7 protein-coding genes are annotated in these 15,218 nt (G+C 57.2%); all 7 read right to left on the bottom strand.

The window, feature by feature from the left end; genetic code table 11:
• Positions 1-135: 135 nt before the first annotated feature.
• Positions 136-1,716 carry a fumarate hydratase C-terminal domain-containing protein gene (locus JW885_10370; GenBank protein ID MBN1882566.1) on the bottom strand — a complete coding sequence of 527 codons (1,581 nt, stop codon included), beginning with the start codon at positions 1,714-1,716 and terminating at the stop codon, positions 136-138.
• Positions 1,717-1,850: 134 nt separating this feature from the next.
• The gene (locus JW885_10365; GenBank protein ID MBN1882565.1) at positions 1,851-2,822 is read right to left on the bottom strand and encodes an acyl-CoA dehydrogenase family protein; all 972 of its coding nucleotides are present in this window, start codon (positions 2,820-2,822) and stop codon (positions 1,851-1,853) included.
• A gap of 51 nt (positions 2,823-2,873) precedes the next feature.
• The gene (locus JW885_10360; GenBank protein MBN1882564.1) at positions 2,874-4,172 is read right to left on the bottom strand and encodes a malate dehydrogenase; all 1,299 of its coding nucleotides are present in this window, start codon (positions 4,170-4,172) and stop codon (positions 2,874-2,876) included.
• Between the two features lie 35 nt (positions 4,173-4,207).
• Positions 4,208-6,019, bottom strand: coding sequence for an aldehyde ferredoxin oxidoreductase family protein (locus JW885_10355; GenBank protein MBN1882563.1), 1,812 nt, complete (start codon positions 6,017-6,019; stop codon positions 4,208-4,210).
• Between the two features lie 224 nt (positions 6,020-6,243).
• Entirely contained in the window at positions 6,244-6,870 is a 627-nt protein-coding gene (locus tag JW885_10350; protein MBN1882562.1) for a GNAT family N-acetyltransferase, read from the bottom strand.
• Between the two features lie 445 nt (positions 6,871-7,315).
• Complete coding sequence (locus JW885_10345; GenBank protein MBN1882561.1) at positions 7,316-8,266, bottom strand: FHA domain-containing protein; 951 nt, start codon at positions 8,264-8,266, stop codon at positions 7,316-7,318.
• Positions 8,267-8,521: 255 nt separating this feature from the next.
• Entirely contained in the window at positions 8,522-15,184 is a 6,663-nt protein-coding gene (locus tag JW885_10340) for a DUF11 domain-containing protein (protein MBN1882560.1), read from the bottom strand.
• Positions 15,185-15,218 lie beyond the last annotated feature (34 nt).

Here is a 15,218-nt window from a genome sequence, read left to right as displayed (position 1 = left end):
TATTCACAGTACTTACAAATTATTAAATAGAGGAATGATGTTTTATAGACGATCCCGGCAGGAAGGGGTAGGACTGTGTATGGAGAGAAGTTGTCCCGGTCGTTGTCACGGGGACGAAGTGCGACGCACCTTCGATCATCGGTCGTAGAGGCTGTTTCCCTGATCGTCGAAGACGATGAACACCGGCAGGTCGCGGACGATGATCTTCCGAACGGCCTCCATACCCAAGTCTGCGAAATCGATCGTGCGGACCGAGGTGATGTGTTCGTGTGCGATCAGCGCCGCGGCCCCCCCAACGGCCCCCAGGTAGAATCCCCCGTATTGCCGACAGGCGTCTCGAACCGTCTTGTTGCGGTTCCCCTTTCCCACCATCACCAGAGACGCCCCCCGCCCCATCAGGCCGGGCACGTAGGGGTCCATGCGCGATGACGTCGTGGGGCCGAAGCTCCCCGAGGGATATCCTTTGGGCTGTTTGGCGGGGCCCGCATAGTAGACCGGGTGGTCCTTCATATACCGGGGGACATCGTTTCCCGTATCCATGAACTTCTGCATCCGTGCATGGGCGATGTCCCGGGCGACGATCATCGTCCCGGAGAGCGCCACCCGGCTCCCCACCGGAAGTCCGTGGAGGGCTTTCCTGATCTTGTCCATGGATTGATCCATATCGACGGCGACCGCTCCGGTCCCATCACCCCTCTCATCCCCGGGCAGAAACCGCTCGGGGCGTTGCTCCAACTTTTCGAGGAATATGCCGTCTTTATTTATCTTGGCGGCAATAACCCGGTGTGCGTTGCAGGAGACGCCGACGCCCACAAAGACCGACGCCCCGTGCCGGGGAAGGCGAACCAGGCGGGCGGAGAGGATGTGGGCGCCTCCTCCGTACTGCGCCCCCAGGCCGGTCTCCCGACCGATGTGGACGATTTTCTCCTCCCACACGCGATCCCGAAAGGCCCGTCCCCAACGGCTCCCTGTGTCGGGGAGGCCGTCGAGCCATCCAGACGCGGCGAGTTTCACGGCCCTGAGGTTCGCCTCCGGCGAGGTGCCGCCGATGACCACTGCCAGGTGATACGGCGGGCATCCGCCGGTGCCGACGGCATTGATCTTTTCTGTAAGAAATGCCTCCAGAGCGTTTTCCGTCAGGAGCGCCTTGGTCTCAACAAAGAGGGACGTCCTGTTGGAGGACCCCCCCCCCTTGGCGGAGAAGAGAAATCGATAGTCACCCCCCGAGATCGACTCGATATCGATCTGTGCCGGGAGGTTCGTTCGTGTGTTTTCCTCGTCAAAGAGCGTCAGCGGCGCCAGTTGGGAGAGCCTGAGGTTATTATCCCGATACGCCTCATATATCCCCAGAGACAATGCCTCCCTTTCATCCCCGGGAGAGACGACATCCGTTCCCCGAAATCCGAACACCGTGGCCGTTCCGGTATCCTGACACAGGGGCAGCACACGGTCCGCCGCGATCGTCGCATTTTTCAGAAGCGACCTCATCACGAATCGGTCGTTCTCCGACGCCGCGGGATTCGTCATGCCTTCGGCCAGCTCCTCGAGGAAGGAAGTCCTCAAAAGAAACGAGACGTCACCCATCGCCCGGCGGGCGAGCATCGTCAGCGCCTCCGGCCCGACCACCAGCACCTCCCGTCCGGCGCACTGCTGGATTTCCACATGCTCAGATCCCAGATGCAGGTATTCAATGTGAACGTCCCCCGTCTGGAACATCTCCTCGTAGTGGAAATCGGGATTATCAGCTCGTTTCGTCATAAAGTCCTCTCTCCCCCCTGATATACCATTGAATTATATTGATTGATTATGATACCGCGTTGCACAGGCGGCGCACGTCCCTCACTCCCCCCTCATTCCTCTGCCCCCTCCAACCTTTTCCACGCCGCCTCCAACCGCATCGACCGGGCCTTCCCGGCGACGTCCAAAAGGGGACGGTCCCTTTTCCATCTCTCCCGTGTCGCGTCGTCGGTCTTCTCCCAGTATTCGCCGGATTCCTCCAGAAAGGAGGTCAACCGCCGAAAAAGTCCCCCCAGGGCGACGTGCACTCCGGGGTCGAGGGCGTCCGCCCCCGCCAGGGACCACGCCGACGCGGCAAGTTCGAGGATTTCTTCGATCGCATCCTTCGGCCAGCGAAACCGCATTCCCACGTTCGCAAGATACCCCACAATCCCCCCGAGGACATGGACATCCTCAATGGTGCGAAAGGGCTTCACGTAGCCGGTGTATCCGTCGCCGGGGAGAATCGCGCCGGCCGGTACCCGCACATCGTCGAAACGCACCCGGCCGTGGACCACCTCGGGAACGAACGGAAGGGGATCCCGGGAGGTAATCGTCACGCCGGGGGAGCTCCGGCCAACCACGACTATGCGGATATCGTTTTTACCCCCAGCCGTCTCGCCCACAGACGCCGCCACCACGAGGTGTTCCGCAAGGTCCGCGTTCGTCACAAAGCTCTTTTCACCGCTCAATGAAAAGACGTGATCATTTTTCCGTGTTTCACGTTCCGTGAGGGTCGCCTTGATGTTCCGCGGGTGGGCGCCTCCCTCCTCGGATACGCACAGGGCCGCCGTCTCCTCCATCCCGATTGTCGGGACGAGACGGTGAATCGCACTGATGTACCCGGCGGTGAACGCGTATCCGACCCGATCGGCCACCCTCCCCCCGATCAGCGCGCGACCGATGGGATGGTGAAAGGGACGGGCCGTATCGAGAAAGTAATCCCACCATGCCCCCAATTCGTCACTTGTGGGGGGATCTCCATCACGGGGTCCCTTCACCATGAACGAAAGCACCGCCTCCAGCTCCCCACGAGAATTGCTCATACGACCCCCATTACGTCCGTATAAAAGGTCATTGCCCGTTCTCTTCCCCGATCAGTCGAAGGGGAAATCCTCGGGCAGATCGTTCAACCTGACGCTCAATGCCCGCAGCTTTTCCTTGTAGTGATCCAGGTCCAGCAGCTGCCGCGCCACTCCCGCCATCATCGCCGCCCTGGCCACCGCCCACGACACCTCCGGCAGCGCCCGGGGATCGAAGGGCTTTGGGATGATGTAATTAGGCCCGAAGCTGAAGGTCTCCCCCCCGTAGGCCCGGCATACTTCCTCCGGCACCGGCTTCTTCGCCAGGTCCGCCAGCGCTCCGGCGCAGGCCAGCTTCATCTCATCGTTGATGGTGGTTGCCATCACGTCCAGAGCACCCCGGAAGATGAACGGAAAACCGAGAACATTATTGACCTGGTTCGGGAAATCCGACCGTCCCGTGGCGATGATGACGTCATCCCGAATCGACTTCGCCGTGTCATATTTGATCTCGGGGTTGGGATTCGCCATGGCAAAGACGATGGGCCGCACGGCCATGGAGCGAAGCATATCCGGCGTCATGGCCCCGGCCACCGATACGCCGATAAAGACGTCCGCCCCGGCCAATGCGTCGGTCAGGGTGCGCCGCTTCGTATCCGCGGCGAAAAACCGCTTTTCCTCGCTCATGTCACCGAAACGACCGGTGTATATGACGCCCCTGGAATCGCACATGAGAATGTTCTCTTGTTTCGCGCCAAGGAGCAGACTGAAACGTGCACAGGCGATGCCCGCCGCACCGGCGCCGTTGACCACGATGGACACATTTTCTATGTTCTTTCCTGCAATCTCCAGGGCGTTGATGAGCCCCGCCCCGGCGATAATCGCCGTACCGTGCTGATCGTCGTGGAACACCGGAATGTCCAGGATGCGCTTGAGCTCCTGTTCGATCCGGAAACACTCCGGCGCCTTGATATCCTCCAGATTTATCCCGCCGAAGGTCGGTTGGATGAGGCGGCACACGTTGATGATGTCCTCCGGATCAGTGGAGTCTATCTCGATATCGAACACGTCGATATCGGCAAATCGCTTGAAGAGCATTACCTTCCCCTCCATCACCGGCTTCGAAGCCAGGGCTCCCAGGGATCCCATGCCGAGGATGGCCGTCCCGTTCGAAATCACCCCCACGAGGTTCCCGCGAACGGTATATTTGTAGGAATTTTGCTCGTTCTCGGCGATCGCTCGCACCGGCCATTCTACCCCCGGCGTGTAGGCAAGAGACAGGTCCTCCTGTGTTTGACACGCCTTGGTGCTGTGTACCTCGATTTTTCCGTGACGGCCCCGGGAATGATATGAAAGGGCGTCTTCCTTGCTCATCTTTTTCATCAAAAAAGACCTCCGTATCGAACGCGCTACCCCAGCCCGAGACGTGAGACCGTCTCGTCTGTGGGAACGCCGTCTTCGTCCCACCCCCTCATCCTGTAGTAGGCGTCCAGCATATTATTGAGGATCTCCGGGGGGCAGTATCGTCCCTTGGCCGGGCCCTCGCCGATCGGCTCGTGCATTACCCGATAGGGGAGGGTATCGTCGGCTCTCCTGATCCCCCGGTCGGTACTGATAATCCGCTCCAGGGTGTAAATCCGCTCCCCGGTCAGTTCCAGCTCATCCAGGGTCTGGTCCCATCCGGTCACAAGGGCGATCACCTTCACCAGTGTCTCTGAAATCGCCATCCCGAAGGCCCGCTCGTAGAGAAACCGGCACATCACCAAGGAGTCACCCACGGCGGTGTTATGCTGGCACTTCACGACGTACTCCACCTGACCCTCGAAGCCGGGGTCCACCCCCGGCTCCGAATAGACCGGCCGTGTGTCGTGATGGCTCCCCCCCCTGGTAGAGGTGGCGTACCCGAGGCTCATCATGCGGAGCCCCCGGGCGGAATGCCCGGCGATCTCCATCCCCTTCACCTGGTACAGATATTGTGCGGCATCCCCGCCGAAGCGCTCGGCAAGCCGTCTCGATCCCAGGGCGAGCAATTCACCCACACCCTCTTTATATGCCGTTTTTTTCACCAGATCCGTCAAGTGTTCCCCGTCCGCGAAGCGCACTGGATATCCGAGGTCCTCTTCCGTGACAGCCCCCCGCTCCAGGCACTCGGCCACAAACGAAAGGGTCACCCCCATGGAAATCGTATCCAGGCCCATGTCGTCGCACACGGAATTTGCGTTCATGATCGAGATAATATCGTCGTTTTCCAGCATGGAGCCCAGGGAATATATGGTCTCATATTCTGGCATCTTGACCGACCTGCCACCGGCGTCTCCCCGAGGCACCGCCACGGTCTTTCCGCACGCCACGGGACACCCGCGACACGCAATACGCTTCTCCATATATTTTTCTTTTATAACCTCGCCGCTGATCGCCCCGGCCTGCGAGAAGGTCTCCCGGCTGTTGTTTCTGGTCCCCAGGGTGCCGTGGGCGTTTATTTTGTTGACCAGTATCGGCGTGCCGATGTCCGTCAGTCCTTTCGCCTTTTCCCTGACATCGTCTATCAGTGTCTTCAGATATTCCGTGAGTGCCGGCTTATCGGCAACAGTTATCTCCTCGTCGCCTCCCGCAACCACGGCTTTCAGCTTCTTCGCCCCCATGACGGCTCCCACTCCCCCCCGACCCGCGGCGCTCAGGCGCCTGCCGCTCATCATGACCGAAGCGAAGAGGACACGGTTCTCACCGCCGGGACCGATGATGGCCGTCTGCATTCCCTTTTCTCCCCGGGAAATCAGCTCCTCATGGGCCTTCCTCGTATCCATGCCCCACAGGTCCGACGCATCCTTGATGACGACACTCCCGCCGGTCACCGACAGGTACACCGGGGTGTCCGAAGCACCGGTTATCGCCAAGGCGTCGCAGCCCGCCTTTTTCAGGGCGACGGCGAAATCCCCGCCGTAATTGGAATCTGCAAAAATGCCGGTCAACGGCGATATAGACGCCACGTGACCCCGACCGCATCCCCATACCGGCGTGCCGGTCAAGGGGCCGACGGCAAAGACAATGGTATTTTCCGGGGAAAACGGGGAGGAATCTTTGGGGACCATGGCCCTGATCAGGGCCGCGGCGAACCCATTGCCCCCCAGGTATTTTCTGGCGAATGCCGTATCGTATGTTTCGACCTCCACTGAGCCGTTCGAAAGATTGACCGTGATGTATTTTCCCGTGTGTCCGTGCATGAAAGACAAACCTTCCGTAGGTACTTAAGCATAACGCCGAGACGCCCTTTTGAACCCGCACCTCATACTAAAAAACACCACTGTTGTGGTGTCCCTATACTTTCAAAAAGCGCGGATCCGCCCTCACCCCCTGAAAAAATTATACCATACCGAAGCGAAAACACCATGTGAAAAATTGTGGTTCCTAAAAGTGTCGAACAACTTCTGTTTCACACGTCCACCGTTCACTCCCCCATATCGGTACGGGACGGGCTACATCCCTCAGAGCCTTGCCGTGATACTCCGCTCACATATTCGGATTTTAAAATCCCATAACAGACCATATCCTCATATTCACCCCACTTCTCGATATGGCTCTTGAAAACCCCCTCCCGGGTCATGCCGATATTCGCCATCACCCGCCCCGATGCGGGATTTGTTGCAAAATGATTTGCACATATCTTATGAAGATTCAGCTCCTCAAAGCCGTAGGCCAGCATCGCCCGGGCGGCCTCGGTGCAGTATCCCTGATTCCAGTACGGCACCCCCATCCAATACCCGATCTCCCCCCTGTTGTGTTCGTGGAAAATGCTCAGGCCCACAGCGCCGATCGGCTCCTCGTCATTTCCGGTCGTGACGGCGAACACCACATCCTCCCCCCTCTCGAATTTTCCCCGATGTGTCGCAATCCACTCCCGCGCCGTCTGTTCCGTGTATGGATGGGGGATGAGAAGCGTCTTCTGTGCGATACGCCTGTCGTTTGCGAGCTCGGCCAGCCGGGAGACATCCGCGTTGCGAAATGGCCGAAGGACAAGTCTTTTCGTCACGATCGTCGGCTGTCTTCGGACGGTATCGTTACGGGCATGTGACATCTGTTACTCTCCTGTACCTGATCGATGGGCTCCGAATGAAAGCCGGCCGGAGATGATATTTCACCATTCGGCTTTTCCCTCCTGACATATGTTTCATACCGACCCGATACCTTTTTGTCAACGAGAAAAGTCCGAATCCCTCTTCCTGAGATACAGATCTATGCGACATCTTCCTCTGACCGTCGGTTACGTTTAATACGCCGAAATGATGATCATCCGGCCTCAGCTAAAACCACAAGAGGTCGTTAAGATCAGTCTACTGATGAAAATAGTCATATCGGATATGCCGTCTGATGGAGAGATCATTCGGACCCGATACGCGGTAGGTGCCTTAAAACCGTTTTCTTTTGGAAAAACCGGACTTTGGTTAACTATAATGAAAAACGGGGCGGTTTTCTCCGTCCCGTTATGATAACTCACACCCATCATTGGGTTGTATCGCGCCCTACTCCACCACCGTGAACGTAATCGTTCGATACAGGACATCATTGAAGTAGACCTCCCAGGTCATCTCACCCAGCGGGTACTCCTCGTCTACGTACCATACCCTGGCCGCCGCATCCTCTTCCGGGGAGAGGGTCGTGCGATACTCCGCCCTGTGCGCATCCGGAAACGGCGTGAAGGCGCCGCTTCCTTCCGACCATCCCTCCCAGGTATTTGGGAATGATGGATACTGCTCATCCTGGAAATACTCCACCGGCTCTCCGTTAATGACGTCGTATCGAAAACAAACACCGAAGAGAGTGCCGGGAACCCGTGGAATGGTCGTGGTCTCTTCAAGGATAACGAACCGGTCGTCCTCTTCTGCAATGATGCCGGCGTAAAATTCCAGAATCATCAATCCCGGTATTTCATCCGCCATCGAGATTCCCGTATCGACCGATTCCGTCCCCGTCGGTGCGATCGTTCCTTCCGGATCGATGCGGAATTCACGCCGTTCCTTGATGAAAAATACCAGAGTAATCGCCACCACCGACAGAATCAGAATAATGACGACTGCCGCCAGCAGCCTTCTCTGCGGCGATATCCCCTGCATCATAATGGGCACCGACGGGGTGTCCGACTCGATGCTCAGCCTTCCCGTCGTATCGCTCGATGTGCCGTCGTTTTCGTATAAAACCATCGCGCCGAAAAGCTCTATGGAATCCCCGGGATACATCCACACGGCGCTGTTTTTTACCACTCGTCCATTCACCAGGCTCCCGTTCCTGCTGCTGTCACGATACACAATCCCGTCAAGAGAAACCTCGAAGACGCCGTGTTCCCGGGACATACGGTCATCATGTATGACGATATTATTTTGCTTCTCCCTCCCCACGGTAAAGCGGGACACGTCCTCGTCTATGGAGAGCCGTCTTACTGTACCGTCATCATAGGTGATAAGGAAGGATTTCATGCCACACTACCAATACATCGAGGCGCTTCACGCCGATTTTTGGAATCGTCTGAATAGACGTCTGAACACGGTGCAAAAACAGGCTGGATTTTTAGTATATGTGAGAATATCACATATGTCAATTTTTATTTATTCATATTTTTCTATATATGTTCATGTTCTGTACCATTATTTTGACATATGACCGAAGGAAAATCCTTCGGTCATATTATCTTCCTCCCAGCCCCTGTATCCGATAAAATCGGAGCTTTTTCTCTATTGCGGTAGGGTCATTTCACCATATCGACAGGGAATACACTCCTCTTCGGCATCAATCCACATATCGTCGAAAAGCCGTATCGTCTCCTCTATCCCCATTTCGTCGCAGGGATAGAGCTCTCCCTGGTACTCCCAGAACGAGATCACATCCAAGTCGTTCACGTAGTATCCGGGGGGGCTGTCCGGGTCCGCGATGAGCTGATACCTGATGATCAGGACGCTGTCATTGCCGATGGACGGCGTATACCAATTCAGGGTCTTCGTTCCCACCGGATCCGGAGACGGCCTCCCGTTTATGGTGGTGCTTCCCGCCACATAGTGGAATCCTTCCGGAATCGTATCCTCTATCCGAACGCGGGACAGCCCGTGATCGATATCGGTATCGAAATCGCACGCGGTATCGACCGCGATGAGGAAGGTAAAAACAGCTCCCGGCTCGCCGCTGCCTTCAGACTCTTCGAGAACAATCTTGACTTTTCTGATAATCTGCGGGCTGAATATCTCCATATGTGATTCATCATTGCCCGGGTATCGTTCGAGGCTGGAAATCTCCAAGAGGCGATTCATGAACGTCGTCATGTGGAACGCCGCCAGGATCTTATCCTCACCTTCCATATAGGGCTGGAGCGCCGATATGAGAAGGATCGTTGATATCAGCTCGGTGTTCGTGTATTCAAGCTCCACCTTTGACCAGTCGTCCTGTTTGTAGACCGTTCCCGTGGAGAGATAGAGCCCCAACTCCTGGACCCATTTATCCTTATCGAATCGGAGAAACGCAGGCATCACTTCATTCAGAAATCGCTCGTTCCCGGTCACTTCGTACGCCTCCAGCACCGCCAGCATCGGGAAGACATGGGTGCCGAGACGCTCCATCAGACACTGGGTTTCGTAGGGCACCTCTCCTCCGAATTCCACCAAGGGCACGGTTCCCTCGTCCGTCAGGATGTTATTGATGATGTATTCGGCCTGATGCTCGATCAGGGTTGTCAGGCGTTCCTTCGTTTCACCGTCCGGCAGGAGTGCCGCCGCCCGCGTCAGGATATCCAGCGCCCTGCTCACCTCTATGGTGTCGACGCTTCCGGTCACCAGGGTTCCGTGTGCCTCGCTGTAATGATTCTCAAGCAGATCGTCTATGCACTCATTGAGAAATTCCTCGTCCGCCTCCCTGTCATCGAGATATGCGTCATAGCGGTCGAACAGTCCCTTGTCCCTGGAATCGATCCACAGCGCCATGGCCCATATCAGAGATACATGATCAAACAGGTCGCTTTCCGAATCGATTGTATGAGGCAGATAACGATCCAGATCGTCATCCCACACCATGTCGAAGGTATGTGGAATGTGATTGATTCCATTCTCCTCGGTATGCGCCGCAAGATCCGATAAGAACCTCCTCTTGGCCGCCGCGGTGAGCACCATGATGTCTCTGACGAATATATCCCCACTGAAGAGATCATCCCTGTTCTCGTAATCCTCGATGAGCATGATCTGCCTGATCATCGTCTGGGCGATGGAGGAAATCCTGAGACTTTCATCAAAGGTGTCTTCATCCCACCCGCCGGCGATGTCGTCGGTGTAGAAGGGTTTTCCCGATGCATATTCCAGATAAATGACATGTCCGAATCGATCCTCAACGCCCGCTCCCGTCAATCCCTTAATCTTACCGAAAATCGGGGCCAGGAAGGTGGATTCATATTCGTCATCCATCTGAGGCACCCGTGCGTTCAGGAACGCCTCCAGGTAATCGTCCGAATTCATTCTCCGGTCGTCCGCAAGGTCCGCGACCAGCGAGGACTCAACCAACTCAATACCCATTCGCGAGTTAATGGTCAGATTCTTTATATTGAAGCGCGACACCTCGTCGCTCAGATACGCGCCGTACGTCTGAATCTCCGGATCGGCGATATAGGGATTGTATGTCGGCAGTTCGTCGTTCAGGTTATCCCGATAGTCGTGAATGAGCGATGAGAAATACATGCCGGTATCGGTCTCGAAGGTATCGTCCACAATACTGCTTGCGATCAGGTCCGGCACCTCATATCTGAGGTCCGACTTCCACTTGGCAAAATCATATATCTTATCCTCATTGCCGGTCGCCATCGCGCCTCCGGGAGTCAGGTTCAGCACCATCTTCCGCACCAGGATCGGGGCCAGATCACGGGTAATGCTCCGATCCCGAATCGGCGTGATAATCGGTTTGATGTACGAGCGGCCGTTGGGATCTTCCGGTATGAGAGTAACCGGTGAATGCCACGGGAAGAACCGATTCTCATAGAGCTGGAGCTGTGACTGATCGAGAATACGCTCGGTCAACAAGGACATGCGATCCAGATAATCGATGATCTCCCGATCGTCACCGTAGAGGGTCAGTTCCCTGAGGGCCCCCATGGTGGCGCCGATATTCTGCGGCGTCATCACCACGTCGTAGTCCCACCGCTCTTCGTCGGCGAATATCTCATGCTCCTCCACCCAGATGTTTTCCACCATGAAGTCATAGACGTCCAGGGCGGCTTTACGATATTTCTCGTCCCCGGTAATGACATATGCGCTCAGGAATGCGCGGATCGCCAAGGAATTGTCCACCAGAGTGCGCTTCGTTCCGGTATCCGGGGCGCCCTCTGCATAGTCGTATGAGGTATAGACACCGCCGTCCAGCTTTGAGATCATGTTCTCTATCATAAAGTCGCAGATATCCACGATCCTGCGCATCGGCTCGTGGCTGTTCATCCTGAGATCCCTGTTGTCGTTGTAGATGGATCTCATGGCCAGCACCGTGTATCCGAGGTCGAGGGCGGTTACCATCCGCTCGTCATCACCGCCGCCGGGGGCATGCAGGCTCTTGTATTCGCCGGTTTCTTCATCGTAATGGACCGACTCAAAAGCGGTATACACCTCACCCAGGCGTTCGGTGACGACATCCAGGGACGCCCGCACATCCGGATCGCTCGAGTGGAGCAGCACGCTCCTGAATTTCGACAGACCCCATAGCATCGACGCATGATCATACAGGCTGCTTGTTTCATCCACCACTGTCCAGTCCAGGGTACCGTCGGCCTCGTTCATCTCGATTTGGCTGTAATGGGGAAGATATTTCACCGGCGGCGAAAATTCCGCCGTCACCATCATCTCCGAAGACATCACCTCCAGCTTCTCCAAAGACAGCATCAACATGAGCCTGCCGAAGAAGCGATTCATGGGATCGGCGCTTTCAAGGAATTCGGGCAACTGGTGGGACGTACGCAAAAGCGTCATCCCCAGCGCCGCGGGCATGATGTTCTTATCCATCAATCCCTCGCTCCATGCCAGCTCGCCGGAAACGATCTTGTCTTCCAGGTATGGATAGGAACCGAAATATTCAAGGAAGATCGGCTCGATCTTCGGCACCTCGTCCAGTCCCGCCGCCCTTGCCATATCGGAAAGCAACATCTTCGCCGCCGTCTCGGGGCTGACGCCGTTTTCCCGGATGGTCTCCCGCATGACCGGCGAGAACCGCATCGGGATGCCCAGCTCAGACTGCATGGTGACATTGCCGAGGTTATACTGTGCATACTCGCCGAGCTTTTCCACCACGCGGTTATAAAGCCCGGTCATCAGGTATTCCCCATCCGGATCGATGCCGTTGAGCGCCAGCCGTTTCGACAGGTAATCCTCAATGATAAAGAGCTCAGTCGCGGCGTACATGGCGATATCCGTCTGGTAATAGATCTCTGGATATCCGGGCAGCGAATCTCCGAAATCCTGCGATCGAATGGCGATCTTCCTGACATCCAGGCAGCACTTATACAGCCGTTCAGACTCCTCCTCTTCCTCCCCTTCACGTCGCTCGCCGGGGCGCTCTCCCCACCCCTCCGTGTCACCAGGTGTGGTGCCTGTGGAAGGCAGCGCCGGCATGATCATGCTTGCCAGCGGAAACGCCACACCCCTCTTTATCGAAACGGTGGCGTTTGCTGTGAGTTTGTACTTTCTTCCCGCGCCGTCAACCATATTGAGGGTTACGTTGTTGACATTCGCACCCGATGAGGCGGCGTGGGACGCCAGGGCGTGATATTCCAAAACGACCGTCGTCTCCGGCGCCACGGTGCCTATGTTCCAGGTCAGCGTTGTAGTGCCGGCGCCGGAAGGATCGCCGATCGTCGCGCCGTCCAATATGCTTGTACCCGGCAGATAGGTAAATCCCGACGGCAGGACATCGGTGATGGTAACGTTGTAGAACTCGATTTTTCTATTGTTTGAAAAGGTAACGGTATACCTGACCACGCCGCCGTGGGCTACCGACCTGGGCGTCGCCGTCTTCGTCAGCACCAGCGGCAGCGTCGGGATATCTACATACACGGGGGCGGTGTCCAGATCATCGTCGTCGGTATCCAGCGGCGTAATGGCCGATCCGTCTTTGACGATAGGCGTCGCCGCGTTGTCCTCACCCTCCACCCACATGGTGTTTATCTGATCGCCTCCGGACGTCCGTGCGGTCACCTCCAGTTCAAAGGTGAAGGTAAAAACGTCTCCCGAAAGAATCGTGTAGTTGTTCAGCCACTGCAGCTCGTCGAGTATAATGGCTGTGGGATCACCGATGGTGGCGCTTCCCGGCACGTATTCGAAGCCCAGGGGCATGGTGTCGTAGATGTTCACATTCACGGCGTCGCCGTCACCGACGTTTTCGATGGTGACGGTATATTCAACGATGCTTCCCACCACGGCCACGGTGGTGTTTGTCGGGTCGCCGTCGATGGCCGTCACCTCTTTCTCCGTCACCAGGAAGGGCTCCCGAGTAAAGAGTGTGGTGGTATCGGTATTGGACGGCACGGTGGTACCCGCCCCGTCGATACATTCTGACTCCGCCAGGTTATCCACCGGCAGGCCCTGAATGATGCCGGAATTGACATACACCACGTAATCCAGCACGTAGCTGGCGCCTCCCGTGAGGATAATGCCGGTGACGATGGGGTGTCCGGTATTGTTTATCGCCGAGCCGTCCCAGGTGATGGTCCCGGTTACCGGTGACGGCTGGTTCGGCGCTCCGGTCCCGTCATGGGTTCCCGCATATCCCCCGGTCCACGAGGCGTCTGTATATGTGCCGGACGGGAGCGTTGGCGGCGGAACCGTGGCAAGGTGATCGCCGTATCCCAACCCCGTGGGCAGCGTATCGGAAATATCCACGTCGTAGGCGGTGCCGGTGCCGGTGTTGTTGACGGTCACCCGGTAGACGATGTAATCGCCCGGCTGTACCGTTAAAAGACCCGGATATGCGATGCCGTTGACCGATATGACTTCCTTATCGAGGCTCAGGATCGGCGTTCGTGCGGTAACATCCACTTCTGCGCTGTCTTCGGGCACGCCGCCTGTGCCGATGACGAAGGTGTCCGCGGGCACGTGATCGGTGTTGTCCGCGGGTATGGTGTTGCCCAGCTCGTCTTCACCGGTCGTAATCGCATAGTTCGTGTAGACGCTCCCCTCGACGACGCTGCTCGTGACATCCACCTCAAAGCTCACCGTCTCCGAGCCGTACCCCGGGATGCTTGCTATCGTCCATATCAAGGGATTCGGCCCGGACACCGTGATGCCGCCGCCGGACGTCGCCGATCCCACAACATAGGTGAACTCCGCCAGGATGCTGTCGGTCACTGTCACATCGTAGGCGGTGCCGCTGCCGACGTTGTTGACGGTGATGTCGTATGTCACCCGGTCCCCCGGCTCGACCACGGCCAGGGCGGTCCGGTCGGTGCCGTCCACGCCGATGATGCTTGCGATGGTCTTGGTGATCGTCAGCGCGGGCACGTGGATTGTCAGATCCGTTGCGGACACCGGACCTCCGGTCTGGGTGTAGGCGCCATATCCCTCATAGTAATATTCTGCGCTGTTGGGGATGGTGTCAAGATCGTCGTTTGCGTCTATATCCATTACCTCGGCGGTGAAGATGATATTCAGCGTTCCGCCGCCTGAGGCGTCAAGGTTCGTAAACTCCCAGGTCAGATCCTGGCCGGTGCGGTTGAATACGGGGGTAACGGCGACGCCTCCCATGGTCACCGATGTCGTGGCGAGATAATCTATCCACTGACCCATGTGATCGGTGATCGTCAGGCTCGGGATGGTGGCATCCGGGAGCTCCATCTCGATTTCATAGGTCACCACGGAAAGTATGGTCACGCTGCCGCCTACAGGATTCGTCAGCGTCTTCGTGATGCTCGCCGCGGTATCCACCACCAGGTCATCCGCATCCTCGTTGCTGTAATCGTTCAGCACACCGCTGTTGTGCAGGCCGTCGGTGCCGTTTCGCTCCTCGTTCGGAGACGGCGTCCCGGAGATGCTCGTCCACTCAACCCGGGCGTCGTTCCAGAGGATCTCATTCGGCTGCACCGTCCCGTCCACCGTCACCTGGTAGGACAACACAACCGCATTGGCGGGTCCCACCGCGATACTCGGGATACTCCACGAGAGGTTCGGAGCACCGCCGGCATCAGCGGTTCCCGAGGTGGTGGTAATCGATCCCGTAACATATGTGAGCCCCGCCGGAATCAGGTCCGTCACCTCAACGTCGTACGCCGTCCAGCCACCGGTATTCTCAAGAAGGATCGTATACGTGATCAGATCCCCCGCCTCCACCGTTATTCCGCCGGTGCCGTCGTCCTTGTCTATCGTGACCACCGCCTCGTTCACCGTCACATTGGCGGATGTGTCGCTGTCGGCATGGGACGTG

The organism is Candidatus Zymogenaceae bacterium (assembly GCA_016931225.1).
Taxonomy (GTDB): Bacteria; Desulfobacterota; Zymogenia; order Zymogenales; family Zymogenaceae; genus JAFGFE01.
Note: the sequence above shows the minus strand (reverse complement) of the source record. Positions and strands in the feature narration are given on the sequence as shown.